27 protein-coding genes are annotated in these 25,688 nt (G+C 59.8%); 10 read left to right on the forward strand and 17 right to left on the reverse strand.

Annotated elements, in window-relative coordinates:
- Positions 1-80: 80 nt before the first annotated feature.
- Both mprF and BW33_RS22100 read left to right on the forward strand, forming a co-directional pair.
- Positions 81-2,720: a bifunctional lysylphosphatidylglycerol flippase/synthetase MprF gene (gene mprF / locus BW33_RS22095; protein ID WP_047601206.1), complete on the forward strand. Its 2,640-nt coding sequence runs from the start codon at positions 81-83 to the stop codon at positions 2,718-2,720.
- Entirely contained in the window at positions 2,720-4,012 is a 1,293-nt protein-coding gene (locus BW33_RS22100; RefSeq protein WP_047601207.1) for a virulence factor family protein, read from the forward strand. Before mprF ends, BW33_RS22100 begins: the two co-directional genes overlap by 1 nt.
- 1,074 nt (positions 4,013-5,086) lie before the next feature.
- Here the strand turns inward: BW33_RS22100 and BW33_RS22105 are convergent.
- Positions 5,087-6,928 carry a potassium transporter Kup gene (locus tag BW33_RS22105; RefSeq protein ID WP_432214152.1) on the reverse strand — a complete coding sequence of 614 codons (1,842 nt, stop codon included), beginning with the start codon at positions 6,926-6,928 and terminating at the stop codon, positions 5,087-5,089.
- Positions 6,929-7,277: 349 nt separating this feature from the next.
- Here BW33_RS22105 and rimO point away from each other — a divergent pair, with 349 nt between their 5' ends.
- From rimO to tsaA, 5 genes are all read left to right on the forward strand, one after another.
- The gene (rimO, locus tag BW33_RS22110) at positions 7,278-8,615 is read left to right on the forward strand and encodes a 30S ribosomal protein S12 methylthiotransferase RimO (RefSeq protein WP_024011887.1); all 1,338 of its coding nucleotides are present in this window, start codon (positions 7,278-7,280) and stop codon (positions 8,613-8,615) included.
- Positions 8,616-8,822: 207 nt separating this feature from the next.
- Positions 8,823-9,296, forward strand: a complete 474-nt coding sequence (locus tag BW33_RS22115) for a GNAT family N-acetyltransferase (RefSeq protein WP_047601210.1) — start codon at positions 8,823-8,825, stop codon at positions 9,294-9,296.
- Positions 9,297-9,453: 157 nt separating this feature from the next.
- A complete protein-coding gene (locus tag BW33_RS22120; RefSeq protein WP_047601211.1) occupies positions 9,454-10,164 on the forward strand; it encodes an rRNA pseudouridine synthase in 711 nt (236 codons plus the stop codon).
- A 73-nt stretch (positions 10,165-10,237) separates the two neighbouring features.
- A complete protein-coding gene (locus BW33_RS22125) occupies positions 10,238-10,705 on the forward strand; it encodes a DUF1456 family protein (protein ID WP_027611093.1) in 468 nt (155 codons plus the stop codon).
- Positions 10,706-10,714: 9 nt separating this feature from the next.
- Positions 10,715-11,413: a tRNA (N6-threonylcarbamoyladenosine(37)-N6)-methyltransferase TrmO gene (gene tsaA / locus BW33_RS22130; RefSeq protein ID WP_047601213.1), complete on the forward strand. Its 699-nt coding sequence runs from the start codon at positions 10,715-10,717 to the stop codon at positions 11,411-11,413.
- 206 nt (positions 11,414-11,619) lie between these two features.
- Here the strand turns inward: tsaA and fpr are convergent, their stop codons facing one another.
- Complete coding sequence (fpr, locus tag BW33_RS22135; protein WP_003222277.1) at positions 11,620-12,399, reverse strand: ferredoxin-NADP reductase; 780 nt, start codon at positions 12,397-12,399, stop codon at positions 11,620-11,622.
- Positions 12,400-12,532: 133 nt separating this feature from the next.
- Between fpr and BW33_RS22140 the strand changes: the two genes are divergently transcribed.
- Complete coding sequence (locus tag BW33_RS22140; protein ID WP_025110814.1) at positions 12,533-13,459, forward strand: LysR family transcriptional regulator; 927 nt, start codon at positions 12,533-12,535, stop codon at positions 13,457-13,459.
- On the opposite strand, the gene BW33_RS22145 is transcribed toward BW33_RS22140, so the two are convergent.
- From BW33_RS22145 to BW33_RS22155, 3 genes are all read right to left on the reverse strand, one after another.
- The gene (locus tag BW33_RS22145) at positions 13,456-13,818 is read right to left on the reverse strand and encodes a diacylglycerol kinase (protein WP_003222276.1); all 363 of its coding nucleotides are present in this window, start codon (positions 13,816-13,818) and stop codon (positions 13,456-13,458) included. The two genes, BW33_RS22140 and BW33_RS22145, sit on opposite strands and share 4 nt — an antisense overlap.
- A gap of 74 nt (positions 13,819-13,892) precedes the next feature.
- On the reverse strand, positions 13,893-14,543 hold the full coding sequence (gene erdR / locus BW33_RS22150) for a response regulator transcription factor ErdR (RefSeq protein ID WP_047601215.1): 651 nt from the start codon (positions 14,541-14,543) through the stop codon (positions 13,893-13,895).
- Between the two features lie 224 nt (positions 14,544-14,767).
- The gene (locus BW33_RS22155; RefSeq protein WP_047601216.1) at positions 14,768-15,514 is read right to left on the reverse strand and encodes a tRNA-uridine aminocarboxypropyltransferase; all 747 of its coding nucleotides are present in this window, start codon (positions 15,512-15,514) and stop codon (positions 14,768-14,770) included.
- 189 nt (positions 15,515-15,703) lie between these two features.
- Here BW33_RS22155 and BW33_RS22160 point away from each other — a divergent pair, with 189 nt between their 5' ends.
- Positions 15,704-16,129 (forward strand): PA3611 family quorum-sensing-regulated virulence factor, encoded by a 426-nt coding sequence (locus tag BW33_RS22160; protein ID WP_047601217.1) that lies wholly within the window; start codon positions 15,704-15,706, stop codon positions 16,127-16,129.
- Here the strand turns inward: BW33_RS22160 and BW33_RS22165 are convergent, their stop codons facing one another.
- Positions 16,130-16,324 (reverse strand): hypothetical protein, encoded by a 195-nt coding sequence (locus tag BW33_RS22165; protein WP_027611087.1) that lies wholly within the window; start codon positions 16,322-16,324, stop codon positions 16,130-16,132.
- Positions 16,325-16,674: 350 nt separating this feature from the next.
- Here BW33_RS22165 and BW33_RS22170 point away from each other — a divergent pair, with 350 nt between their 5' ends.
- The gene (locus tag BW33_RS22170; protein ID WP_047601219.1) at positions 16,675-17,793 is read left to right on the forward strand and encodes a TIGR00730 family Rossman fold protein; all 1,119 of its coding nucleotides are present in this window, start codon (positions 16,675-16,677) and stop codon (positions 17,791-17,793) included.
- A 56-nt stretch (positions 17,794-17,849) separates the two neighbouring features.
- On the opposite strand, the gene recX is transcribed toward BW33_RS22170, so the two are convergent.
- The 11 genes from recX to BW33_RS22225 form a co-directional block, all read right to left on the reverse strand.
- Positions 17,850-18,320 carry a recombination regulator RecX gene (gene recX, locus BW33_RS22175; protein WP_047601220.1) on the reverse strand — a complete coding sequence of 157 codons (471 nt, stop codon included), beginning with the start codon at positions 18,318-18,320 and terminating at the stop codon, positions 17,850-17,852.
- Positions 18,321-18,328: 8 nt separating this feature from the next.
- Complete coding sequence (gene recA, locus BW33_RS22180) at positions 18,329-19,387, reverse strand: recombinase RecA (protein WP_003222269.1); 1,059 nt, start codon at positions 19,385-19,387, stop codon at positions 18,329-18,331.
- An 83-nt stretch (positions 19,388-19,470) separates the two neighbouring features.
- Positions 19,471-19,971 carry a CinA family protein gene (locus tag BW33_RS22185; RefSeq protein WP_047601221.1) on the reverse strand — a complete coding sequence of 167 codons (501 nt, stop codon included), beginning with the start codon at positions 19,969-19,971 and terminating at the stop codon, positions 19,471-19,473.
- A 68-nt stretch (positions 19,972-20,039) separates the two neighbouring features.
- Complete coding sequence (locus BW33_RS22190) at positions 20,040-20,558, reverse strand: lysis system i-spanin subunit Rz (RefSeq protein WP_047601222.1); 519 nt, start codon at positions 20,556-20,558, stop codon at positions 20,040-20,042.
- Positions 20,537-21,103, reverse strand: a complete 567-nt coding sequence (locus BW33_RS22195; protein ID WP_047601223.1) for a glycoside hydrolase family 19 protein — start codon at positions 21,101-21,103, stop codon at positions 20,537-20,539. The genes BW33_RS22190 and BW33_RS22195 overlap by 22 nt, the downstream gene beginning before the upstream one ends.
- A 33-nt stretch (positions 21,104-21,136) precedes the next feature.
- Positions 21,137-21,391 (reverse strand): hypothetical protein, encoded by a 255-nt coding sequence (locus BW33_RS22200; RefSeq protein ID WP_047601224.1) that lies wholly within the window; start codon positions 21,389-21,391, stop codon positions 21,137-21,139.
- Complete coding sequence (locus BW33_RS22205) at positions 21,391-22,551, reverse strand: hypothetical protein (protein ID WP_047601226.1); 1,161 nt, start codon at positions 22,549-22,551, stop codon at positions 21,391-21,393. Before BW33_RS22205 ends, BW33_RS22200 begins: the two co-directional genes overlap by 1 nt.
- Positions 22,552-22,569: 18 nt before the next feature.
- A complete protein-coding gene (locus BW33_RS22210) occupies positions 22,570-23,016 on the reverse strand; it encodes a phage tail assembly chaperone (RefSeq protein WP_047601228.1) in 447 nt (148 codons plus the stop codon).
- Entirely contained in the window at positions 23,017-23,913 is an 897-nt protein-coding gene (locus tag BW33_RS22215) for a gp53-like domain-containing protein (RefSeq protein ID WP_047601230.1), read from the reverse strand.
- A gap of 22 nt (positions 23,914-23,935) precedes the next feature.
- On the reverse strand, positions 23,936-24,502 hold the full coding sequence (locus tag BW33_RS22220; protein WP_047601231.1) for a tail fiber assembly protein: 567 nt from the start codon (positions 24,500-24,502) through the stop codon (positions 23,936-23,938).
- Between the two features lie 8 nt (positions 24,503-24,510).
- A complete protein-coding gene (locus tag BW33_RS22225) occupies positions 24,511-25,605 on the reverse strand; it encodes a hypothetical protein (RefSeq protein WP_047601232.1) in 1,095 nt (364 codons plus the stop codon).
- Positions 25,606-25,688 lie beyond the last annotated feature (83 nt).

A 25,688-nucleotide genomic window follows, 5' to 3' on the forward strand; every position in this document is an offset into this window, starting at 1 on the left:
TTGTGATTATTTTTTTCTACAGGGATTGGTAACTTGGCTGGATACCTCCATCCTGTCGCGCACAATCCAAGAGGTGATTGATGCGCGCCAACTCGTCTGATTCACAAGACACCGTCACAGCAGAACAACCGATCAAACCCGAGCGCCTGCGCTTGCTGGATCGGTTGAGCAAATATCGCCAGCCGATCGGTCTGGCGGTCACGTTGCTGCTGTTTGCCATTGCGCTGATTGCCTGTCGCCACCTGCTGAGCGAGCTCGATCTCTACGCATTGCACGACTCGATCCTGGCCGTGCCGAAACCGGCCCTGCTCGGCGCAGTGGGTGCGACGGTGGTCGGCTTCATCATACTGCTTGGCTATGAATGGTCGGCCAGCCGCTATGCCGGCGTGACGCTACCGCCGCGCACTCTGGCGCTGGGCGGCTTCACCGCGTTTGCGATTGGCAATGCCATAGGCTTGTCGCTGCTGTCCGGTGGCTCGGTGCGCTACCGTTTATATGCACGCCATGGCCTGGGGGCGTCGGAAGTCGCGCACATGACCCTGTTCGCCAGCCTGTCGCTGGGTTGCGCCCTGCCACCGCTGGCCGCCCTTGCGACCCTGAGCGACCTGCCCGCGGCCTCCGCCGCACTGGGCCTGTCAGAAGGCCTGCTCGGCACGATTGCCATGGTGGTGCTGGGTCTGGGCGCGATTCTGGCGATCGGCATCTATCGCCGCCGCCTGCCGGAGCAGCCGTACCGCGACAACCTGCTGGTCAGGGCCGGTCGCCGGACGCTGCGCCTGCCCGGCCGACGCCTGACCTTCCTGCAACTGATCATCACCGCCCTCGACGTCGCCGCAGCGGCCACCGTGCTTTATCTGCTGCTGCCGGAAGCCCCGCCGTTCGGCGCGTTCCTGCTGGTGTACCTGCTGGCCCTGGCCGCCGGCGTCCTCAGCCACGTGCCTGGCGGTGTCGGGGTTTTCGAAGCGATCCTGCTCGCTGCGTTTGCCGACACTCTCGGTGCCGCGCCGCTGGCCGCCGCCCTGCTGCTCTATCGCCTGATCTATGTGGTGCTGCCGCTGCTGGTGGCCTGCCTGTTTTTGCTGATCAACGAAGGCCAGCGCCTGTTCCAGACCCAGACCATGCGCGCCGCATCCGGTCTGGCCGCGCCGATTCTGGCGGTGCTGGTGTTCCTGTCCGGCGTGGTGCTGCTGTTTTCCGGCGCCACCCCGGAGATCGACACGCGTCTTGAACACATCGGCTTTCTGATCCCGCATCGACTGGTCGACGCCTCGCACTTCGGCGCCAGTCTGATCGGTGTGCTGTGTCTGATGCTGGCGCAGGGCCTGCGCCGTCGCCTGTCAGCCGCGTGGATGTTGACCACCATTCTGTTGCTGGTCGGCGCCCTGCTCTCGCTGCTCAAAGGCTTCGACTGGGAAGAAGCCACGCTGATGACACTCACCGCTGCGCTGCTGGGAGTGTTTCGCCGCTCGTTCTATCGCCCGAGTCGCCTGACCGAACTGCCGTTCTCGCCGCTGTATCTGGTGGCCAGTCTCTGCGTGTTGGGCGCCTCGACCTGGTTGCTGCTGTTCGCCTATCAGGACGTGCCTTACAGCCATCAACTGTGGTGGCAGTTCACCCTCGACGCTGACGCCCCGCGCGGCTTGCGCTCGTTGCTCGGCGCCGCCGTGCTGTTGCTGGTGATCGCGCTGACCTGGCTGCTGCGTACCGCGCGCCCGGTGATCCACCTGCCGACCCCGGACGAACTGGATCGCGCCGCAAAAATCCTGATGGCCTCGTCGCAACCCGATGGTGGCCTCGCGCTGACCGGTGACAAGGCGTTGCTGTTTCACCAGAACGACGAAGCCTTCCTGATGTACGCCCGCCGTGGCCGTAGCCTGGTGGCACTGTACGACCCGATCGGCCCCGGACAGCAACGCGCCGAGATGATCTGGCAGTTCCGCGACCTGTGCGACATCCATCACGCCCGTCCGGTGTTCTATCAGGTACGTGCGGAAAACCTGCCGTACTACATGGACATCGGCCTGACCGCGATCAAGCTCGGCGAAGAAGCCCGGGTCGATCTGCAGCGCTTTGACCTGGAAGCCAAGGGCAAAGAGATGAAGGACCTGCGCTACACCTGGAACCGTGGCACCCGCGACGGCCTGTCGCTGGAAATCCATGAGCCGGGCCAGGCGCCGATGGACGAGTTGAAAGTGATTTCCGATGCGTGGCTGACCGGCAAGAACGTGCGCGAGAAAGGTTTCTCCCTCGGTCGATTCAGCGACGATTACCTGAAGCATTTCCGCATTGCAGTGATTCGCTTCGAAGGCCGCCCGGTGGCGTTCGCCAACCTGCTCGAGACTTACAGCCATGACCTGGCCAGTCTCGATCTGATGCGCTCGCACCCGGACGCCCCCAAGCTGACCATGGAATTCCTGATGGTCGGCCTGATTCAACACTATAAGAGTCACGGATACGCGCGCTTCAGCCTGGGCATGGTGCCGTTGTCGGGGTTGCAACCCCGGCGTGGTGCACCGCTGACCCAGCGTCTGGGCTCGATGGTCTTCCGCCGTGGTGAGCAGCTGTACAACTTCCAAGGCTTGCGCCGCTTCAAAGACAAGTTCCAGCCTGACTGGGAACCCCGTTATATGGCAGTGCCCGCCGGACTCGATCCGCTGGTGGCGCTGGCCGATACTGCTGCCCTGATCGCGGGCGGCTTGACTGGATTGGTGAAACGCTGATGATTCAACGCTCCCTGAAGTACATCCTGGCCGCACTGATCGTGCTGGCCGTGATTGCCGGCGGCGGTTACTGGTACCTCAAACGCCCGGCACCGCAACCGACGCTGCAACCACTGACTGCTGCCGACGGCACGGTCATGACCCGCGTCATTCCCGGCACCCAGCCCAAAGCGCAGGTGCTGGTCGCGGTCAATGACGACCAGAAGCTGACCGACAACCAACTGAGCACCCTGAGCCGCAGCGCCTCGGCGCAGATCGTTCAGGTGATTTTGCCCAAGGACTGCCTGCAACAGAGCCGCGCCCTGCAAACCGGCCTGCGCGAACTGAATGGCCCGGCCACACTGGTCAGCGGTATCGGCCCTGGCGCGGTGCTGGCCTGGCGCTGGTTGTCCGAGCAGAAGGACGACAAGGCCCAGGCCATCTCGGTTGACCTGGCCCTGGAAAAACCCGGCTGCACCCACCTGTTGCCGAAATCCGCGGCTCATGGCCACTGGCTGGTGGCGTGGAACGACAACCCGGACGACACCAGCGCCGGTTTCGTACGCGATCAACCGAACGCCGAAACCAGCATCAGTGACTACGACATCAACCTGCCGCAAGTGCTGAACAACGAGCTGCGCAAGATTCTCGTCGGCGGCGACAAGGCCAACGGCGGTCTGGCGATCCCGGTGGTTGAAGTGCCGGCCGGCCAGGCCAAAGATACCGTGACCCTGTTTCTCTCCGGTGACGGCGGCTGGCGCGACCTCGACCGCGACGTAGCCGGCGAGATGGCCAAGATTGGCTATCCCGTCGTCGGCATCGACACCCTGCGCTACTACTGGCAGCACAAGAGCCCTGAGCAAAGCGCACTGGACTTGACCGAGCTGATGCAGCACTACCGCCAGAAATGGGGCACCAAGCGCTTCATCCTGACCGGTTACTCGTTCGGTGCCGACGTCCTGCCGGCGATCTACAACCGCCTGCCGGAGACTGAGCAGCAACGCGTCGACGCCATCATCCTGCTGGCCTTCGCCCGCACCGGCAGCTTCGAAATCGAAGTCGAAGGCTGGCTCGGCAACGCTGGCAAAGAAGCCGCCACTGGCCCGGAAATGGCCAAGCTGCCCGCCGCCAAAGTAGTTTGCATCTACGGCGCGGAAGAAACCGACGAAAGCGGCTGCACCGACAAGACGGCAGTCGGCGAAGCGGTGAAACTGCCCGGCGGCCACCACTTCGACGAGAACTACCCTGCGTTGGCCAAGCGTCTGGTGGACTTGATCGAGAAGCGTCAGAGCAAGGATCAGCCGACAGAGTGATCTGATCCGGCAAAACGAAAAGCCCCCGCCATCTCACGATGTCGGGGGCTTTTTACATTCCAGAGCAGCCCCCCATTCCCCTGTAGGAGTGAGCCTGCTCGCGATGGCGGAATGTCAGTCACTGATTTGCAAGCTGATACTCCGCCATCGCGAGCAGGCTCACTCCTACAGGAAATTGCGCAGGATTCACGATCTGAACGAACCAGGACCGAATTCCGAAGCCGACTTGCCTGAAAGCCTGTAGAGGCACAGAGATCAAAAGATCGCAGCCTTCGGCAGCTCCTACAGGTTTTGCATTCCATGCAGGAGCTGCCGAAGGCTGCGATCTTTTGATCTGAAGTGGTCGACTGACACTCCGCCTTCGCGAGCAAGCCCAATCCCACAGCTGGTTTTCGGTGGACTTGAGGTTTATACGCAGCCACAAAAAAGCCCCCGCCATCTCACGATGTCGGAGGCTTTTTACATTCCAGAGCAGCCCCCCATTCCCCTGTAGGAGTGAGCCTGCTCGCGATGGCGGAGTGTCAGTCACTGATTTGCAAGCTGACACTCCGCCATCGCGAGCAGGCTCACGCCTACAGGAAATTGCGCAGGACTCACGATCTGAACGAACCAAGACCGAATCCCGAAGCCAACCTGCCTGAAAGCCTGTAGAGGCACAGAGATCAAAAGATCGCAGCCTTCGGCAGCTCCTACAGGTTTTGCATTCCATGTAGGAGCTGCCGAAGGCTGCGATCTTTTGATCTGAAGTGGTCGACTGACACTCCGCCTTCGCGAGCAGACTCACTCCCACAGCTGGTTTTCGGTAGATTTGAGGTTTATACGCGGCCACAAAAAAGCCCCCGCCATCTCACGATGTCGGAGGCTTTTTACATTCCAGAGGACCACCCCATTCTCCTGTAGGAGTGAGCCTGCTCGCGATGGCGGAGTGTCAGTCACTGATTTGCAAGCTGACACTCCACCATCGCGAGCAGGCTCACTCCTACAGCTGGTTTTCGGTAGATTTGAGGTTTATACGCGGCCACAAAAAAGCCCCCGCCAGCCAAGACTGACGAGGGCTTTTCAGTTGATGCAGGCCTACATCTCCACCTGCGTCCCCAGTTCAATCACCCGGTTCAGCGGCAGATTGAAGAAACGCAGGTTGCCGTTGGCATTCTTCAACATGAACGCAAACAGCGCCTCGCGCCAACGGGCCATGCCTTCGAGTTTCGAGGCGATCACCGTTTCGCGGCTGAGGAAGTAGGTGGTGCGCATCGGGCTGAAGTCCAGTTCATCCAGGTGGCACAGTTTCAGCGCCTGCGGCACGTCCGGCTCGTCGGTGAAGCCGAAGTGCAGGATCACCCGGAAGAAGCCTTCGCCGTGGGCCTCGACTTCGAAGCGCCGCGATGGCGGCACGCGCGGGATGTCTTCGTAGACCACGGTCAGCAGTACCACTTGCTCGTGCAATACCTGGTTGTGCAGCAGGTTGTGCAACAGCGCGTGCGGCACCGCGTCGGAGCGTGCGGTGAGGAACACGGCGGTACCCTGCACGCGGTGCGGCGGTTGCACGCGAATGCTGCTGATGAAGATCGGCAATGGCAACGCGCCTTCGTCGAGACGATCGACCAGCAACTCCTTGCCACGCTTCCAGGTGGTCATCAGGATGAACAACACAATCCCCGCCAGAACCGGGAACGCACCGCCCTGGATGATCTTCGGCACGTTGGCGGCGAAGAACATGCCATCGACCAGCAGGAAGCCGAGCAGAATCGGCACCGCCAGCAGCGGCGGCCATTTCCACAGCAGAAGGATAACCGCCGCCACCAGGATGCTGGTGATCAGCATGGTGCCGGTCACCGCCACACCGTAGGCAGACGCCAGCGCGCCGGAGGACTCGAAACCGATCACCAGCAGGATCACGCCGACCATCAGCGCCCAGTTCACCGCGCCAATGTAGATCTGCCCCTGTTCGGCACTGGACGTGTGCTGAATGTGCATGCGCGGGATGTAGCCGAGTTGAATGGCTTGACGGGTCAACGAGAACGCACCGGAAATTACCGCTTGCGAAGCGATCACCGTGGCCAGGGTTGCCAGCATCACCAGTGGCACCAGTGCCCAGTTCGGCGCCAAGAGGTAGAACGGGTTACGTGCCGCTTCCGGGTTTTCCAGCAGCAATGCGCCCTGACCGAAGTAGTTCAGCACCAGCGCCGGCAGCACCAGAACCAGCCATGCGCGGGCAATCGGCTTGCGCCCGAAGTGGCCCATGTCGGCGTACAGTGCTTCGGCGCCGGTCAATGCCAGCACTACCGCGCCGAGAATCGCCACGCCCATGCCCGGGTGCACGATGAAGAAGCGCACGCCCCAGATCGGGTTCAGCGCATTCAACACTTCAGGGTGTCTGACGATCCCGCTGATACCCAGACCGCCCAGCACCAGGAACCATGCCACCATCACTGGGCCAAACAGCTTGCCGATGCGATCGGTGCCGTGTTTCTGGATCAGGAACAGTGCGACAAGCACCACCAGTGCCATCGGCACCACCCAGCGCTCCAGACCGTCGAACGCCAGCTCCAGACCTTCAACCGCCGACAACACGGAAATCGCCGGGGTAATCATGCTGTCGCCATAAAACAGCGCTGCTCCAATCAGCCCCAGAATCACCAGTACCGCCTGCAACTTCGGGTAGCGACTCGATGCACGTCGCGCCAGGGCAGTCAGCGCCATAATCCCGCCTTCCCCCTGGTTGTCGGCGCGCAGTACGAACAACACGTACTTGATCGTGACCACCCAGATCAACGACCAGAAAATCAACGCCAGAATCCCGAAGACCCCGTCGTGGTTGACTGGCACCCCGTAGTGACCGGCAAACACTTCTTTGAGGGTGTACAACGGGCTCGTGCCGATGTCGCCGTAAACCACCCCGACTGCCGCGACCAGCATGCTCAGCGGTTTTGCAGCCGAATGCTCGGCGCCCGCCGCCTGACTACTTGCCTGACCCATCCAACACTCCTGATTCTCAAACCGGCTTCTTTGAATGAAGCACTATGCTTTGTGGTGCAGCATGCGCTGTTTTACCTGTTGTTACAGACGTTTTGTTGACTGTAAAAAACTGGTAAAGCTCAACGGCGCGAAGCATAGCGCAGCACTCGTCGTATTTCCCTGCATAAAGCTGGTCAAGTGCGTTGCTCATCGCTAGAATTGCGCACTTTTTGATCAGAGGCGCGCCCTAAGCGCCCATCCGTCGGCTTTCCCACACGGCAAGCAGCGTCACAAAATACCGAGGTTAGACATGTCCACCACTCCTGCGCCGGCCAATCCAAAGGTTGGCTTCGTATCTCTGGGTTGCCCGAAAGCACTGGTCGACTCCGAGCGCATCCTGACCCAGCTGCGCATGGAAGGCTATGACGTAGTGTCCACCTACCAGGACGCCGACGTGGTGGTGGTCAACACCTGCGGTTTCATCGACTCGGCCAAGGCTGAATCGCTGGAAGTGATCGGTGAAGCGATCAAGGAAAACGGCAAGGTGATCGTCACCGGTTGCATGGGCGTGGAAGAAGGCAATATCCGCGACGTACACCCGAGCGTGCTGGCCGTGACCGGTCCGCAGCAGTACGAGCAAGTGGTCAACGCGGTGCACGAAGTGGTGCCGCCGCGTCAGGATCACAACCCGCTGATCGATCTGGTACCGCCGCAAGGCATCAAGCTGACCCCGCGTCACTACGCCTATCTGAAGATTTCCGAAGGCTGCAACCACAGCTGCAGCTTCTGCATCATTCCGTCGATGCGCGGCAAACTGGTCAGCCGTCCGGTGGGTGATGTGCTCGACGAGGCCCAGCGCCTGGTCAAGTCCGGCGTCAAAGAGCTGCTGGTGATTTCGCAAGACACCAGCGCCTACGGCGTCGACGTGAAATACCGCACCGGTTTCTGGAACGGCGCGCCGGTGAAAACCCGCATGACCGAACTCTGCGAAGCGCTGAGCACCCTCGGCGTGTGGGTGCGTCTGCACTATGTTTACCCGTACCCGCACGTTGACGAGCTGATCCCGCTGATGGCCGCCGGCAAGATCCTGCCGTACCTGGACATCCCGTTCCAGCACGCCAGCCCGAAAGTGCTGAAGTCGATGAAACGCCCGGCGTTCGAAGACAAGACCCTGGCGCGGATCAAGAACTGGCGCGAAATCTGCCCGGACCTGATCATCCGTTCGACCTTCATCGTCGGCTTCCCGGGCGAAACCGAAGAAGACTTCCAGTACCTGCTGAACTGGCTGACCGAAGCCCAGCTCGACCGCGTCGGCTGCTTCCAGTACTCGCCAGTCGATGGCGCGCCTGCCAATGACCTGGACCTGGAAGTGGTGCCGGACGACGTCAAGCAGGACCGTTGGGAGCGTTTCATGGCGCACCAGCAGGCGATCAGCTCGGCACGCCTGCAAATGCGCATCGGCCGTGAAATCGAAGTGCTGGTGGACGAAGTCGACGAGCAAGGCGCAGTCGGCCGCTGCTTCTTCGATGCCCCGGAAATCGACGGCAACGTGTTCATCGACAACGGCAGCAACCTCAAGCCGGGCGACAAGGTCTGGTGCAAGGTGACTGACGCTGACGAATACGACCTGTGGGCTGAGCAGATCTAACCACCGCACACCCTGCAGGAGCTGCCGAAGGCTGCGATCCTTTGATCTTGAAAAGATCGCAGCCTCGTTTCACTCGACAGCTCCTACAGGGATTGCGCGGGTATCAAAAAAGCCTCGCTCTTTTTTACGAGATGCGGGGCTTTTTTGCGTCTATCGTTTGCAGTGGGAAGGAATCCCGCTCATCCACTTGAAAAGAGGCAGCCGGGCATGCGTCAGCATTCGGTCATTCACACGCCGAAACTCAGCGATTATCAGGAACTGACCCGGGTCTGGGAGGCCTCGGTCCGCGCGACCCATGATTTTCTGCCGGACAGCTACATCGAGTTACTGCGCAATCTGGTGCTCACCCGCTATCTGGACGCGGTGATGCTGATTTGCACCAGGGATCATCAGCACCGCATCACCGGATTCGCCGGGGTGGCGGCGGGCAAGATCGAGATGCTGTTCATCGATCCCGAGCATCGCGGTCAGGGTTTGGGCAAGAAACTGCTCAACTACGCCATGCAGCATCTGAATGCCGATGAACTCGACGTCAACGAACAGAACCCGCAGGCACTGGGGTTTTATTTCAAGCAGGGTTTTGAAGTGATCGGCCGCTCGGAAGTGGATGGCATGGGCCAGCCGTACCCGTTGCTGCATATGCGCTTGCGGCAGAACCAGCAGCGCTCAAGCCATGCCTGACACACCAAAATCCCACTGTAGGAGCTGCCGAAGGCTGCGATCTTTTGCTTTTTGAAGATCAAAAGATCGCAGCCTTCGGCAGCGCCTGCAAATGGAACCGGGCTTAACCGGCGCCAGGCAGGTACAATGCCCACCCCTTTTTTGTTACGGCCCTGTCATGACTGACCCGATTCGCCTCTCCAAACGCCTCATCGAACTGGTGGGTTGCTCCCGCCGCGAGGCCGAGCTGTTCATCGAGGGCGGCTGGGTCACCGTGGACGGCGAAGTGATCGACGAACCGCAATTCAAGGTCGGCGAGCAGAAGGTCGAGCTCGACAAGGACGCTCAGGCCACCGCGCCGGAGCCAGTGACCATCCTGCTGAACGTGCCGGCGGGCATGGACGTCGACACCGCCATGCAATCGCTTAGCGCCGACACCCTCAGCGAAGAGCACCGCTACGGCAAACGCCCTTTGCGCGGCCACTTTCTGCGCCTGACGGCCAGCGCCGATCTGCAGCCCAAGGCCAGCGGTCTGCTGGTGTTTACTCAAGACTGGAAAGTACTGCGCAAGCTGACTGCCGATGCGGCCAAGATCGAGCAGGAATATGTGGTTGAAGTCGAAGGCGACATGGTTGCCCACGGCCTCAATCGCCTGCAACACGGCCTCACCCACAAGGGCAAGGAGCTGCCGCCGGTCAAAGCCAGTTGGCAGAACGAAAACCGCCTGCGCTTCGCCATGAAGAACCCGCAGCCGGGGATCATCGCGCAGTTCTGCGCAGCGGTTGGCCTGAAGGTCGTCGGCATCCGTCGCATCCGCATCGGCGGCGTGTCGATCGGCAAGGTTGCGGTGGGCCAATGGCGCTACCTGTCCGGCAAAGAGAAGTTCTGACGTCTCTGTTGCCGCCACACACTCCGGCAACGCGCCTGCGCGTTGCCCACAACGAAATATCAGGATTACCCACATGATTCATAACGACGTATTGCGCAGCGTGCGCTACATGCTCGACATCAGCGACAAGAAAGTCATCGAGATCATCAAGCTCGGCGGCCTGGACGTGGAGCTGAAAGACGTCGTCGCGTACCTCGACAAGAAAGAAGAAGACGAAGAAGGCTTCGTACGCTGCCCGGACGAAGTCATGGCGCACTTCCTCGACGGTCTGGTGGTGTTCAAGCGCGGCAAGGACGAAAGCCGTCCGCCGCAGCCGATCGAAGTGCCAGTGACCAACAACATCATCCTGAAGAAGCTGCGCGTGGCGTTCGAACTGAAGGAAGACGACATGCACGCGATCCTCAAGGCTGCCGAGTTCCCGGTGTCCAAACCTGAACTGAGCGCGCTGTTCCGCAAGGTCGGCCACACCAATTACCGCGCGTGCGGCGACCAGTTGCTGCGCAACTTCCTCAAGGGCCTGACCCTGCGCGTTCGCGGCTGATCACGCGACATGACTTACCGCGTCTCCCCCATCGGCTTCGTGCGCTCCTGTTTCAAGGAGAAGTTCGCCATCCCGCGCCAGCCGCAACTGGCCCCCGCCGCCCGTGGCGTGCTGGAGCTGGTGGCGCCGTTCGATCAGGGAGACGCCGTGCAAGGGCTGGAGCAGGTCAGCCATGTCTGGCTGTTGTTCCTGTTTCATCAGGCGCTGGAAGAGAAGCCGCGTCTGAAGGTGCGGCCACCGCGTCTGGGCGGTAACAAGTCCATGGGCGTGTTCGCCACCCGTGCGACGCACCGGCCCAATGGCATCGGGCAGTCAGTGGTGAAGCTGGACAAGGTCGAGGCCAATCGCCTGTTTATCTCGGGGATCGACTTGCTCGACGGCACACCGATTCTCGACATCAAACCCTATGTGCCTTACGCCGATATCATCGCTGACGCCTCCAACAGCATCGCCAGCGCGGCGCCACAGCTGATTGACGTGCAGTGGAAGGACGCCGCGCTGCAACAGGCGCACGGCCATGCTCAGCGTCTTGGCGAGCCACTGGTCGAGTTGATCGAGCAGTGCCTGGCCCAGGATCCGCGTCCGGCGTATCAGACGCCGGTGCCAGAACGCGAGTACGGTGCGCAATTCTGGGATCTGGACGTGCGCTGGCATTACCCGACGCCGGAACAGATTTGCGTGCTGGAAGTCATCCCCGCCACTGCCTGAAACACTTCCCCATGTAGGAGCTGCCGCAGGCTCGGGCCGCGATCGGACGATCTTTTGATCTTGCCTTTTTAAGATCAAAAGATCGTCCGATCGCGGCCCGAGCCTGCGGCAGCTCCTACATGGATTGAGGCAGGAATGAAGGAAATATTTCGGGCATAAAAAAGCCCCCATTGCCTTCGCCGGCAATGGGGGCTTTTTCGTGGGGCTTACTTCTCGACGAACGCACGCTCGATCAAGTAGTCACCCGGCTCGCGCATCCGCGCCGAGATCTTCAGGCCGAAGCTGTCGAGCACTTCGCTGGTCTCGTCGAGCATGCTCGGGCTGCCGCAGATCATCGCACGGTCGTCCTGCGGATTGATCGGTGGCAGACCGATGTCGCTGAACAGCTTGCCGCTGCGCATCAGGTCGGTCAGACGGCCCTGGTTCTCGAACGGCTCGCGGGTCACGGTCGGGTAGTAGATCAGCTTGTCACGCAGCGCTTCACCGAAGAACTCGTTCTGCGGCAGGTGCTCGGTGATGAATTCGCGGTAGGCGACTTCGTTGACGTAGCGCACGCCGTGCACCAGGATCACTTTTTCAAAGCGCTCGTAGGTTTCCGGGTCCTGGATCACGCTCATGAATGGCGCCAGACCCGTGCCGGTGCTCAGCAGATACAGATGTTTGCCCGGATTCAGGTCGTCGAGCACCAGGGTGCCGGTAGGCTTTTTCGAGATGATGATCTCGTCGCCTTCCTTCAGGTGCTGCAGCTGCGAGGTCAGCGGACCATCAGGCACCTTGATGCTGAAGAACTCGAGATGCTCTTCCCAGTTCGGGCTGGCGATCGAGTAAGCGCGCATAAGCGGGCGGCCGTTGGGCTGTTGCAGGCCGATCATCACGAACTGACCGTTCTCGAAGCGCAGGCCCGGATCACGGGTGCACTTGAAGCTGAACAGAGTGTCGTTCCAGTGATGAACACTGAGGACACGCTCGTGGTTCATGTTGCTCATGTACGTGGGACTCCTGGATATTGGGTCTGCGCTCGCCTTTGCGGCCGACAGTGCGCAATTGCAACGCATTCTAATAGCGACGACAATATCTGTTAACTGGATTATTAAGATAAGGGTTATCGGTTATATCGATATGCGATTTACTCTTCGTCAACTGCAAGTCTTCGTCGCCGTCGCCCAGCAGGAAAGCGTATCCCGTGCTGCGGGTCTGCTCAACCTCTCGCAGTCGGCGGCGAGCACCTCGATCACCGAACTGGAGCGCCAGTCCAGCTGCCAGCTGTTCGACCGCGCCGGCAAACGGCTGAGCCTCAATGCCCTCGGCAAACAGCTGTTGCCGCAAGCGGTGGCACTGCTCGACCAGTCCAAGGAAATCGAAGATCTGCTCAACGGCAAGTCCGGCTTCGGCTCACTGTCGGTGGGCGCCACCCTGACCATCGGCAATTACCTGGCGACCCTGTTGATCGGCGGCTTCATGCAGCGCCATCCGGAAAGCCAGGTGAAGCTGCATGTACAGAACACTGCCAATATCGTGCATCAAGTCGCCCACTACGAAATTGATCTGGGTCTAATCGAAGGCGACTGCAGCCACCCGGACATCGAGGTACAGAGCTGGGTCGAAGATGAACTGGTGGTGTTTTGCGCCCCGCAGCATCCATTGGCCAAGCGCGGCAGCGCGACCATGGAAGAGTTGACGCACGAAGCGTGGATTCTGCGTGAACAGGGTTCTGGTACGCGGCTGACCTTTGATCAGGCCATGCGTCACCATCGCAGTGCGCTGAATATCCGCCTGGAGCTGGAACACACCGAGGCGATCAAGCGTGCGGTGGAATCGGGATTGGGGATTGGCTGCATTTCGCGGCTGGCGCTGCGTGATGCGTTTCGGCGCGGCAGCCTGGTGGCGGTGGAAACGCCGGATCTGGATCTGTCCCGGCAGTTCTACTTCATCTGGCACAAGCAGAAATACCAGACCTCGGCCATGCGTGAGTTTCTCGATCTGTGCCGCGCTTTCACCGCCGGGGTGCAGCGCAGCGACGAGATCGTCTTGCCGAGTATCGCTTAAAGCAGAATCACCGCCCACACCAGGGCAATCATGCTCAGTGCCACGAATTGCGCGGCGCTGCCCATGTCCTTGGCATTCTTCGATAACGGGTGCAGTTCCAGTGAAATGCGGTCAATGGCCGCTTCCACCGCCGAATTCAGCAACTCGACGATCAGCGCCAGCAGGCACACGGCGATCAGCAGCGCCTGTTCAACGCGACTGACATTCAGGAAGAACGTCAGCGGAATCAGCACCACATTGAGCAGCACCAGTTGGCGGAATGCGGCTTCGCCGGTGAAGGCTGCGCGCAGGCCGTCGAGCGAGTAACCGGAAGCGTTGAGGATGCGTTTCAGGCCGGTCTGGCCCTTGAAAGGTGACATAACGTAAAAACCAACCAGAAAGGAGTGGGAAAGCTAGAGCAACAAAAGTCAAAAAAGCGTGAAGACGCCAGCCTTTATTGGCTCGGAATTGACTCAAGTTGTTGCAGAAGTAAGGCAGCCTGTGTCCGGGTGCGTACGTTCAACTTGCGAAAGATCGCGGTGACGTGGGCCTTGATGGTCGCTTCGGACACGTTCAGCTCGTAGGCAATCTGCTTGTTCAGCAGGCCTTCACAGACCATGGTCAGTACGCGGAACTGTTGCGGGGTCAGGCTGGCAAGGCCGTCGCTGGCGGCTTTGGCTTCGGCGGAGACGCTGACCGCCTCGAACGCCTGCGGAGGCCAGAACACGTCGCCATCGAGCACCCTGCGCACGGCTTGCTGAATCACGCTCAGGTCGCTGGACTTGGGAATAAAGCCACTGGCGCCAAACTCGCGAGACTTGACCATGACCGAGGCTTCTTCCTGCGCCGAAACCATCACCACCGGAATCTGCGGATATTGACCGCGTAGCATGACCAACCCGGAAAAGCCAAAAGCGCCGGGCATGTTCAGATCCAGCAGGACCAGATCCCAGTCAGCCTTTTCGGTCAGACGCGTTTCCAGTTCGGCGATACTCGCCACCTCCACCAGTCGCACATCCGGGCCAAGGCCCAGGGTCACCGCCTGGTGCAGTGCGCTACGAAACAGAGGGTGATCATCGGCAATCAGGATGTCGTATGTGGCCATTTTTCAAATGATCCTGTTTTTTGATGGCAGACCCGACGCATTCGGGGCTCACCAAAGCAACTCGAGATACCGCCGCACAGCGCTATCCACAAGGGCACGTTCAACGCCAATCTCCTGCAAACACGGCGTTTCAAACCTTGGCCGCACCCCAATCGGCGCCAAGCATGCCCAGCGAAGCCGGGGTGGTCAAGCAGCACGGCCGCCGCTGTGTGGAGTATGGGCCACTATCGGGCCAACACGGCTTGCGGCTTTCGTATATAAGGCAACAACTCGGCGTGGGCCGGGGTCGACTCGTTGACGTCCAGTTGTTGCTTTGCACCCAGATAATGCTGGCTGAACACATCGAAATAAGCGTCCAGAGCCGAAGCGGCATCGCTGTCCCCCGCCAACTCCAGGCACAACGCTGCAACTTCGGCGGTACACAGGTGCTCGCTGCGGGTGGAGCGGCGCAGGCGATAACGCGAAAGTTTGTCGGGCAGCAGGCTCAGGATCGGCAAGCGGTCGAAGTACGGACTCTTGCGGAAGATCTTGCGCGCCTCGGTCCAGGTCGCATCCAGCAGAATGAACAACGGACGCTTGCTGCTATCAGGCACTACGGTGTTGGTGACCCTTGACGGTTCGACGTATTCGCCGGGAAACACCAGATACGGCTGCCATTGCGGATCATTTAGCAGCGCCAGCATCTGTTCGTCCGGCTCGGTGCGCGACCAGATGAATGCGTGGTTGTCGCGCACTACATCGGCGATCAGCCAGCCGGTGTTGCTCGGCTTGAACACTTCCTTGCCGGTCATGATCAGGCACACCCCGGAACGGGTTTCGACGGTCGGTCGCCAGGCGCACAGGCAATGGCTGATGATCACCCGACAGTCGCGACAACGCTCGGAGCGAAAACCACGGGCCTGAATCGGCTTGATACCTTCATCTTCGCGCTGGTCGCGCAGGCGGGCGACCGCGTTGGGGGCGTGATTCATTGCAGGCAGCGCCCGGAGGCAGGAAAACTCGACACGAACAACACTCGGCAAGGCAATAAAGATCGCCAGTTTATCAGAGCGACGGGCACAAGCCTGTACCGTCCAGACCGGCTCCCCTATAATTCGCCGCCACTGAACGCACAGCCACGGGGCTGGTCGAACCACCAGTCACTGAATCAGGAGAGTTTCATGCTGCGCCTTATCGTTCCTACCGCGGCCATCGCATTGGCGTTGTCCTTCAGCGCACAGGCTGCGTCCCTGAAAGAGCAGAATCTCAACCGGGAACTGCGCAACATCGCCGAACAAAGCAGCGTCGGCACACCACGGGCGATCAACGAAGACATTCTCGATCAGGGCTACACCGTTGAAGGCGTTACCCTGATCAACCACCTGAGCGTGCAAGCCAGCCACGCCGAGAAGATGCGCGCCGATCCAAAAGCCGTGTATTTCCAGCTCGGTGCCTCGGTGTGCAATAACCCGTCGTACCGCAAGCTGATGGCCAAAGGTGCGATCATGCGTTACGACTTCAGTGAATATAAAACCAACAAGGCCATCGGCTCGGCCAGCTACCAGGATTCCGATTGCCCGAAAGCTGCCCCGGCGAAGAAGAAGTAATCATCGGGTATTGGCGCGCCGTTGTTCATCCTCGGCGCGCAATTCGGCCACCAGGGCCTGCAAGTAGCGAGAACGTCGTTCTCCACCTGCCAACCGACGGCAGCACTCCTCTTCGAGACTCACTTGATTGGTCTCGGCTGATGCTTTCAGCATCCGATACAACTGCGTATCGATTTCCAGAACCACTCTGGCCATCTATCCCGCCTCCATGCCACCGCGAATCCTTGAAAAGCGTGCACCTTGCGTACAGACGTTGTCGCAAAACTGTCGTACGGTGCCTGTAAGTCAGTAAATCAGAGTGTTTGCTCTACGGTGGACGTTCGGACGAGCGGTGAACTCATTGCGGCAAAAAACAATGAGCGGTTGCCCGCAACGAGTCCGCATGGCAATGATGAAGTCAGCGCAATTGCGTGCAAGGGTCTAGATTCAAAGTATTCCGATCATCTGTTCACGGCAGCAAAGGAACTGCCGATCGTGTGTGTTTTTGCAGCGCGGCACTGACGCCGCACGTCAGAGCCACAGCTCTGTGCAGAAGGAGACGTTGAATGCCTTACCAACCGAATGACCTGCTCAGCCGGCATTTTCAGGAACAACTCCCCGACCTCATCAGCAAGGTCGAAGAACAACTCACTCAGGTTTCCCCCGACAGCCCGAACCTGCCGATTTATCGCGACATGATCCTGACCGTGTTGCGCATGGCCCAAGAGGATCACAACCGCTGGAACGCCAAGATCACCCTGCAAGCCTTGCGCGAACTGGAGCAGGCGTTCCGGGTGCTGGAACAATTCAAGGGACGACGCAAAGTCACGGTATTCGGCTCGGCGCGCACGCCGGTCGAGCACCCCTTATATACGATGGCCCGGGAACTCGGCGCGGCCCTGACGCGATCAGACATGATGGTCATCACCGGTGCTGGTGGCGGGATCATGGCCGCCGCGCACGAAGGCGCCGGGCGCGATCACAGTCTCGGGTTCAACATCACCCTGCCCTTCGAACAACATGCCAACCCGACCGTGAATGGTACTGGCAACCTGCTGCCATTCCATTTCTTCTTCACCCGCAAACTGTTCTTCGTCAAGGAGGCCGATGCGCTTGTGCTGTGCCCTGGCGGATTCGGCACCCTGGACGAAGCACTGGAAGTACTGACACTGATCCAGACCGGTAAAAGTCCATTGGTGCCCGTGGTGTTGCTGGACGTGCCGGGGGGTACGTTCTGGCAGGGCGCCCTGGATTTCATTCGCCAGCAGCTCGAAGAAAACCACTACATTCTGCCCACTGACTTGAAACTGATGCGCCTGGTTTACAGCGTCGATGAGGCGGTGCAGCAGATCAACCAGTTCTACAGCAACTTCCACTCCAGCCGCTGGCTCAAGCGTCAGTTCGTGATTCGTATGCATCACAAACTCAGCGAGCAGGCTCTGGAACATATGCAAGATGCTTTCGCTGATCTGTGCCTGAGTGACCATTTCCATCAACACGCCTACAGCGGCGAAGAACATGACGAAGCGCAGTACAGCCATCTGGTGCGGTTGGCCTTCGCGTTCAATGCCCGGAACCATGGCCGACTCAGGGAGCTGGTGGATTACATCAATCTCCCGGAAAACTGGGCCCACAGCAAACCGCAGACCACCCAACGTGCACGTGAGCCATCAAAGGTAAGTTGAAGGCAAAAAAAAACGGCCCGCTATTTCCATAGCGGGCCGTTTTTTGTTCAACCGTCTTAATCGTCCATCCCTCTGCCGCTGAACAAGCGGTTGATCATCTCCATCGAAAAACCCCGATAGGCGAGGAAGCGGCCTTGCTTGGCGCGTTCCTTGGCATCGATCGGCAAGTGTCCGGAGAACTTGCGCTGCCACGTCTCGCGAAGCTGCTCCTGCCAGTCGATACCGCTTTCACGCAGAGCGAATTCGATATCGGCGCGTTGCAAACCACGCTGGCCCAGCTCTTCGCGAATGCGCAAAGGGCCATAGCCGGAACGGGCACGGTAGGAAACAAAACTTTCAAGGTAACGGGCTTCGGAAAGCAGCCCTTCTTCCGTCAACCGGTCGAGGGCTGTTTCGATCATTTCCGCCTCAGCGCCGCGCTGACGCAATTTACGCGTCAGTTCGACTCGACCGTGCTCGCGTCTAGCGAGCAGATCCATGGCGGTTCGCCGCACCGCGACGAGGGTATCGAGTACGGCGGTGGTCATCGCTGTTATCAGATATCAGCGTCAGCCAGGTCGTCTTCGGTCTCTTTGACCGCAGAGGCCTTGGAGTCCGCGATCACTGCTGGCGACAGCAGTTTGTCACGCAACTGCTTCTCGAGCTTGGCAGCGACTTCCGGGTTGTCTGCCAGGAACTTGGCCGAGTTGGCCTTGCCCTGACCGATCTTGGTGCCTTCATAGGCATACCATGCGCCGGACTTCTCGACGAAACCGTGCAGCACACCCAGGTCGATCATCTCGCCATTGAGGTAGATGCCTTTGCCGTAAAGGATCTGGAACTCGGCCTGACGGAACGGCGACGCCACCTTGTTCTTCACAACCTTGACGCGGGTTTCGCTGCCGACCACTTCGTCGCCTTCCTTCACCGCGCCGGTACGGCGGATGTCGAGACGAACCGAGGCGTAGAACTTCAGCGCGTTACCACCGGTGGTGGTTTCCGGGCTGCCGAACATCACGCCGATCTTCATGCGGATCTGGTTGATGAAGATCACCAGGCAGTTGGCGTTCTTGATGTTACCGGTGATTTTACGCAGCGCCTGGGACATCAGACGGGCTTGCAGGCCCACGTGCATGTCACCCATTTCGCCTTCGATTTCAGCCTTCGGTACCAAGGCGGCTACGGAGTCGACGATGATCACGTCGACGGCGTTGGAGCGCACCAGCATGTCGGTGATTTCCAGCGCCTGTTCGCCAGTGTCCGGCTGGGAAACCAGCAGGTCGTCGACGTTGACGCCCAGTTTGCCGGCGTACTCAGGATCGAGGGCGTGTTCGGCATCGACGAAAGCGCAGGTCGCGCCGGCTTTTTGAGCCTGGGCGATCACGGACAGCGTCAGTGTGGTTTTACCGGAAGATTCAGGACCGTAGATTTCAACGATACGGCCTTTTGGCAGACCGCCGATGCCGAGTGCGATGTCCAGACCCAGAGAGCCGGTGGAGATAGCCGGGATCGCCTGACGGTCCTGATCGCCCATACGCATTACGGCACCCTTGCCGAATTGACGTTCGATCTGACCCAGGGCCGCAGCCAAGGCTTTCTTCTTGTTGTCGTCCATTAAAGTCCTCACGTAATCAATAAGGCCTGACGGCCAACACCTGTATAAGTAGCCAGTATTATTCCACAGCGTTCGCGGATCGCCTACCCCTGATTTTCGATTTCTCGTGCCGCTAGTCGCAGCAGCCCCTCTAGCGCGGCCTTCACCGTTTGTCGGCGCACTTCGTCGCGGTTGCCGGGGAAGTGCTGAACCTCGCTGGAAACCGCATCGCCCACACCCCAGGCCAGCCATACGGTGCCCACCGGTTTGTTCGGTGTACCACCGTCGGGCCCGGCCACGCCGCTGACTGCCACGGCGAACCGCGCCAGGCTGTGCTTCTGCGCGCCCCGCACCATCGACTCGACGACTTCGCGACTGACCGCACCCACCGTGCCGAACAATTCGATGGGGACATGCAGTTGCTGGGTCTTCTGCCGGTTGGAGTAGGTCACATAACCGGCCTCGAACCACGCCGAGCTCCCCGGAATCCGCGTGATCGCCTCAGCAATCCCGCCACCGGTACACGACTCGGCCGTGGTGACGTGGGCATTGAGCAACTGCAAACGTCGGCCAAGCTCGGCAGCCAGTTGAGTGATCTCTTTCACGGTGCGCTCCGGATCGGGTGGAATGACTACCACCGTACACGACCCGGTTGCGCTTTCAATACACAGACTCATTCAAAATGTTCGGGCGCCAGCGCTCTGACATAGGCCTGACACGCCTGCAAGGCAATCAGTCCGCGGTCGCCGGTGTCGGTGATGGCGATAATTCGTTGAGCATGCGCCGGGTCAATTCGGGCGCGTACGGCTGCATGATCCACGCCGCCGGCACCGGCGGTGGCTGGCACCCCGCAGCCTTGGGCAGCATCGCCGGCGTCGATGAGGACTGACAGGCGCAGATCAGCAGTGGCAAGACGATCGCGCAGGCGATCTTGATCACGTTGGGCATCGCTCATGGCTCGATAGTGGGTTTGTTCACTGGCCGCCAGGCGTCGCTCGAGGGCCAGACGTTTATCCTGCTCGACCTGCTGCGCGCTGGCTGCGGCCACATTCAGCTGATTGAGAGTGTCGGCGTTTAACTGCGCCTGCTCTGCCAGTTGCCGCCCGTAGCGCCAGTCCTGAAACTGCCAGGCCAGCGCGCCTGCTACCGCGAACAGCAGCAAAACGCCGATCAGGCGCCAGGAGATGGACATAGCACCGCCCTCGCCCGCGCCCAGATGTCGAGACGATCCTGCAAGCCATTCAACCCGCCGTTGATTCGGCGGGTGATGCTGTTGAACTGGTCGCGATCGGCCAGATCGTTCAGGCCGTTCTGTTCCCAGAACCATGCCGCCGATTCCGCTGCCCATTGCGGTTGCTCAAGCAATTCCGGCAAGGACAGCAAGCGCTCGTCGCCAAACAGGCCGAGGCTGCACTGACGATAGTTGCTGCGCCCGGTGATCTGGATCAGCCCGCGACCGCGATACTTCTGCCCGTCGCCGTCGGCCTCGGGCGTGTTGCCCAGACGTAACGCCAGCGTGCCGGTGTCGTATTTGCTCAGGTATTGGTTGTTGCCCAGTTCGCGCACGTATTGCAACTGGCCCGACTCGTGGCCGATTTGCGCGAGAAACGCAGCGATACGTTTTGGCGTGTCGATATGGCGGCGAGTCATTGCGTTATTCAGTGCAGAAACAAAAACGCCCGCTTGGCTGCGGGCGTTGGGCATGATGGTTTTAAGGTTGTCTTCGGTTATTTGCATAATGCGTAATCCTCCCTGGATGCTCCGATTGAATCATGGTTGACGGGCAACAGCCCCCAGCCATTTTTTTGCCAGAGTTGTCAGGGTGTTGTTCGGTGCCGCGACTTCGGGGGCTGTGAACACCCAGCCGAGGGTGCCGAAGTTGGCGTTCCAGTCGATTTGCGGTAGCGGAGTAATGTCGGTGATATCGACCCAGATCAGATCCGGGTGGAACATCTCGGCCATGTTGCCGTCAGTCGAGAACAGTTCGACCACGGCGTTGTTGACGATGCGTGCGTAGGTTTTCATCAGGCGTACTCGTAGATGATTACAACGCCACGGGCTCCGGCACCGCCGGGTCTACCCGGTTGATTCGGGGCGTTGGCGATGCCGCCCGCTCCGGAACCATAACCCGAGCCGGGTGCAGCCACAGCTCCGGCGGCACTGGTGCCAGCGCCGCCCGCCCCCAAAGGGGAAAGTGCACCATGTCCCGGAAGAATCGAACCGTTGACGCAAATTCCAGGACTGCCGGCTGCACCTGCGCTACTGACAATGTTTGCACCAGTGGCCGCAATGCCAGGCGCGCCACCGACAAACAAGCCAAACTGTGAAACTCCAACTACACCGACGTTCGGTGCTCCGCCACCGCCAGGCGCAGAGACAAGAGATCCAATTGAACTGGTTCCCCCGGGCCCGGCACTCCCCCCGATAGCACCCGCGAGGCCAGCAGCACCCACTGTCACAATCTGGCTGCTACCAACGCTTGAAGAGGGAATCCAGGCTTCAGCATAACTGCCGGAAGCACCACCTCCCGATACTCCGATCTCACTGCCGGTGGTTGCGGCAATTCCCGCACTCCCGCCACCACCACCGACGACCTTGACCAGCACATTCTTCATCCCCACCGTCGGCACATAAGTGCCAGACGAGGTAAACGTCTTCACTCCCAATAAGCGCCCACTCGCCGCACCGCCACCGCTGGCATACACCAGCACCCAACTATCCAGCGCCGCGCTGTACACCACCGAACACATACTGCCGGCGACAATTTCGGCAGGTCGCAGCGCACTCAGCGCCAGACTCACCAGCGGCTTGGGCAGCAAGCCATTGGGCGCAAACGTGCTCGCCCCGGTATTGGCATTGCCAGCGGTAAAGCGCAGCGCCAGACCGTCTTTCAACGTAGCGATGGCGGGCACGTAGTTGGCCATGTACAGATTGGCGGCACCGATATCGGTCGCATGCTTGTCTTCACCGGCCTGACTGATTTTTTTCAGCGCCTGCAACAACTGCGTGGCATCGATTTCGCTGGGTTCAAGACCCGCAGATTTAACGACATTCAACAGTTCATCGGTAACGCTGTTGCCCCAGGTTGCCGGGATCAGCGATCCGGGCAGGCCGGCGACGGCGTCTTCATTGACGAACTTGCCGTTCACCAGCCCGACGCTGGGAACGCTTTTTGGATAATCCATTTCAACTTCCCTGATGAATTACAGCGCAGCAGCCAGCCACCTCGGCGCTACCGGCCGATGCTCGCTGAACGGAAAAAATGAGCCTTGCGGCCAGTCCCGCAACTCACGGCGATAGGTTTGCAGTTCGGCGTATTGCTCGGTGGTCAATGTAGTACCGCCGCCATCCTCGAGTTCATCGCGGTCACGTGCTACCAGACCATCGGTGGCAGCCAGTTGTGCTGTACGCCAGCGACGTTCAGCATCGGCCGCTTCCTCTGCCGAATAAGGTGGTGGATCAACCAGAGTCGGATAACCGTTATCCGCGTGCACGCCGACCACTTTTGCACTCACCGCCAGTTGCTGTAGCAGTGATATCCAATAGGTCTGGGGGATTTCAATGACGTCATCCGGAATATCCGATGAGTTGATAGCGGGAACATAAACCCCACGGGTGCTGGCGCTGAACAAGACATTGAACGGATTCATTTAATAACCCTTTGCGAAGAAGTTGATACCCCAACCTGCAGACACTTCGCCGCTGTAGCTTCGAACTTTCAGACGGCAACCCTGCTTCGATGCAGAGTTCGCGTACATGATGACCATCGCTCCATCGCCTCCTACGTGCATGGCGATGATCGAAGAAAACGCGGTAGGGAAAGAGATCGGAAAGACCACGTTGACATCGCCATTGGCATCCGTCGTGCCAACACCCCATTGATCGATATTTCCGCTGGCATAACGCTGGTAGCCAATGTTGCCGTACACACCGGAGTGCGCCGACGCATATCGATCACTCACCGAGCCGCCATAGAGGCGCCACTGTCCCGTGAGTTTGATCAGGTAGGCGGTGTCACCAATACCCAACTTCAGCGGGCCGGATGTGCCATTACAGGTGAGGAGCCCATCGTTACCGGAAGGATTGACGGTCAACACGCCGTTACCCGCGTTGATTACGTGAATCGTGCTCGCATGGGCCACACCATTGGTAGAAGGCAGCGTCGCAGTCAACGCGCTGGCACTGGAGAAACTCGCGACACCGCCAATATTCGCAGCGTTCAACACAGTGCTGGCGGCGTAGGAGGCAAAACCGGAGAACTGTAATCCCGCCCGCGTAACAAACTCGGTGGTCGCCATCGACTGATCATTGGAGAACTGTGGTGAAGTCAAAAACAACTTGTTGCTGCGCAATGCGGTTAGCACCTGATCATCTTTCGCTTCCGTCGGAGTGGTGCCGCCAGCATTGATGACATTCAACAACTCTTGGGTAACGCTATTGCCCCATTTCGCCGGAATCAACGACCCCGGCTTACCGGTCAGCGGGTCTTCATCGACAAACCTGCCGTTGACCAGACCGGCACTCGGGACACTGTTTGGGTAGTCCACGGTACTTCTCCTTGTGTGTGAGTCAGGTGTTTACTGCTGATCCGGGTGCAACGGGCCAGGTAATTTTGTCGGGGAATCCGGCCTGCTTTTCGATCCGGTTCAGCTCTACGCTGTAAAGCTTCCATTCGATCAGCAGCAGTTGTTCGTCATGGTTGGCATCGCCGATGTCTTCGGCGTATTGCAGCGGCGCGATGCGCAGGACGGCATCGCGCAGCAATGCGTCGCGCTGGCCGAGACATTGCTGTCTGACGCTCGCCAAACGAGCCTGCTCATCCAGTACCCAGGCGTTGTCGCGCCAGATGTGGAACTCACCTGGCCATGGTTGCGCGGTCAGGGTGTCCGGCAACTCACCCAGCTCGGTCCAGATCTGTTGCGCGCCGCCATCCTTGCGATAAACCACGCCACGGCGATCGATCACCTCACGCGGTACGCCGTTGATCAGTGCCCAGCTACGGCCGGTTTCCGGCTCAGGCAATTCGTACGCCAGCTCAACAGCATTACCGGGTAACTGGATGCCAATGCCCGGCGTGACAATGAACTCGACAGGCCCGGACAGAGCGCCCGAGCCATCAAATAGATAATTGAACATAAAGTGCCTCAGATGAGTTTGATGCGGCCGGGATAGGCGATGTTGCGCGGGCGGGATTTGAAGGCGTAGAGCAATGTTGCTGCCGGATCCATTTGATAACTGGTACCCACTGGAAAAATCGGTCCGCCATTACTCAGCCCCGATACATATTGAGGTTCCTCCCGAGTGTCCGCGCCCACTGCCGTCAGGCTGTCCGTCCAGCGCGATCCGACCGCGCCACCGCCATTCGCCCCCATCGCATACGAATGCGTCGATCCAGGCTGAAAAGTACCCATCGCACGCCCGGCATCCACACCACGACCTTCATCCAGAACCCGCAGAAATTCCCCTCGACCTTCGGGGCCACGAAAGGTCGTAGCACCGTCACCCGTGGTCCATTTCCCCTCAGTGCCTACGCGTAACGCTTCTGCCCCCAGCATTCCTGACTGCTGGGCGTGGTCCCACAGCCACGGCCATTCCGCGCGTTTCATGACGGAGCCATTGAGCGCACCGTACCCACCGGGACTGAGCATCAGGGTCGTCTCGAAAAACGGCCGCCCCAACGGGGTATTGTCAAAACGACCTACCGGCCACCAGCTCCCGGCCCCATCACTGCGCAAATGCCACCAGTCACCGCCGCCCATCAATACGAAGAACGGATAACCGCTGGCCGACAGATGAGTGTGAAAACGAATCCCGTCAGTACCTGACGCCTGAATGACCATGCGATTGCCGCTGTTGTCCACTCGCCGAACAATCACGTCGCGCACACCGAGTGCGGCGTTGGCCGGTGGCAGCAGCAAGGTCACTGGCCCTGGGCTGCCGTCGATCAGCACCAGGCCAAGCTCGGCCTCGGTCAGGGTTTTCGACGCGGCCAGTCGGGTGATGACCGAACGCATCGGGCTCGCTCTGCCGATGATCGACTGAATCGCCTTGTACAACTGAGCGGTATCAGCTTCAGAAGCCACCAGCCCGCCACCGTTAATCACACTCAGGATCTCCTGAGTCACGCTGTTGCCCCACACCGCCGGAATCAACGACCCCGGTGTCCCTGCCACCGGGTTTTCATCGACAAAGCGGCCATCGACCAGGCCGACGCTGGGGACGCTTTTTGGATAATCCATAGGTTTTTCGTTCCTCTGAAATAACAAATGAACCGCGTCGTGGCGATCGCGAGTGCGAGCCAGCGGCGGTCTGTTTTCTGAAA

It is taken from the genome of Pseudomonas sp. RIT288 (assembly GCF_000631985.1).
GTDB lineage: Bacteria > Pseudomonadota > Gammaproteobacteria > Pseudomonadales > Pseudomonadaceae > Aquipseudomonas.

Coding starts and splice junctions, on each gene's coding strand:
- mprF (WP_047601206.1), top strand. CDS start 81: ATGCGCGCCAACTCGTCTGATTCACAAGACACCGTCACAGCAGAACAA.
- BW33_RS22100 (WP_047601207.1), top strand. CDS start 2,720: ATGATTCAACGCTCCCTGAAGTACATCCTGGCCGCACTGATCGTGCTG.
- BW33_RS22105 (WP_432214152.1), bottom strand. CDS start 6,928: ATGCTGGTCGCGGCAGTCGGGGTGGTTTACGGCGACATCGGCACGAGC.
- rimO (WP_024011887.1), top strand. CDS start 7,278: ATGTCCACCACTCCTGCGCCGGCCAATCCAAAGGTTGGCTTCGTATCT.
- BW33_RS22115 (WP_047601210.1), top strand. CDS start 8,823: ATGCGTCAGCATTCGGTCATTCACACGCCGAAACTCAGCGATTATCAG.
- BW33_RS22120 (WP_047601211.1), top strand. CDS start 9,454: ATGACTGACCCGATTCGCCTCTCCAAACGCCTCATCGAACTGGTGGGT.
- BW33_RS22125 (WP_027611093.1), top strand. CDS start 10,238: ATGATTCATAACGACGTATTGCGCAGCGTGCGCTACATGCTCGACATC.
- tsaA (WP_047601213.1), top strand. CDS start 10,715: ATGACTTACCGCGTCTCCCCCATCGGCTTCGTGCGCTCCTGTTTCAAG.
- fpr (WP_003222277.1), bottom strand. CDS start 12,399: ATGAGCAACATGAACCACGAGCGTGTCCTCAGTGTTCATCACTGGAAC.
- BW33_RS22140 (WP_025110814.1), top strand. CDS start 12,533: ATGCGATTTACTCTTCGTCAACTGCAAGTCTTCGTCGCCGTCGCCCAG.
- BW33_RS22145 (WP_003222276.1), bottom strand. CDS start 13,818: ATGTCACCTTTCAAGGGCCAGACCGGCCTGAAACGCATCCTCAACGCT.
- erdR (WP_047601215.1), bottom strand. CDS start 14,543: ATGGCCACATACGACATCCTGATTGCCGATGATCACCCTCTGTTTCGT.
- BW33_RS22155 (WP_047601216.1), bottom strand. CDS start 15,514: ATGAATCACGCCCCCAACGCGGTCGCCCGCCTGCGCGACCAGCGCGAA.
- BW33_RS22160 (WP_047601217.1), top strand. CDS start 15,704: ATGCTGCGCCTTATCGTTCCTACCGCGGCCATCGCATTGGCGTTGTCC.
- BW33_RS22165 (WP_027611087.1), bottom strand. CDS start 16,324: ATGGCCAGAGTGGTTCTGGAAATCGATACGCAGTTGTATCGGATGCTG.
- BW33_RS22170 (WP_047601219.1), top strand. CDS start 16,675: ATGCCTTACCAACCGAATGACCTGCTCAGCCGGCATTTTCAGGAACAA.
- recX (WP_047601220.1), bottom strand. CDS start 18,320: ATGACCACCGCCGTACTCGATACCCTCGTCGCGGTGCGGCGAACCGCC.
- recA (WP_003222269.1), bottom strand. CDS start 19,387: ATGGACGACAACAAGAAGAAAGCCTTGGCTGCGGCCCTGGGTCAGATC.
- BW33_RS22190 (WP_047601222.1), bottom strand. CDS start 20,558: ATGTCCATCTCCTGGCGCCTGATCGGCGTTTTGCTGCTGTTCGCGGTA.
- BW33_RS22195 (WP_047601223.1), bottom strand. CDS start 21,103: ATGCAAATAACCGAAGACAACCTTAAAACCATCATGCCCAACGCCCGC.
- BW33_RS22200 (WP_047601224.1), bottom strand. CDS start 21,391: ATGAAAACCTACGCACGCATCGTCAACAACGCCGTGGTCGAACTGTTC.
- BW33_RS22205 (WP_047601226.1), bottom strand. CDS start 22,551: ATGGATTATCCAAAAAGCGTTCCCAGCGTCGGGCTGGTGAACGGCAAG.
- BW33_RS22210 (WP_047601228.1), bottom strand. CDS start 23,016: ATGAATCCGTTCAATGTCTTGTTCAGCGCCAGCACCCGTGGGGTTTAT.
- BW33_RS22220 (WP_047601231.1), bottom strand. CDS start 24,502: ATGTTCAATTATCTATTTGATGGCTCGGGCGCTCTGTCCGGGCCTGTC.
- BW33_RS22225 (WP_047601232.1), bottom strand. CDS start 25,605: ATGGATTATCCAAAAAGCGTCCCCAGCGTCGGCCTGGTCGATGGCCGC.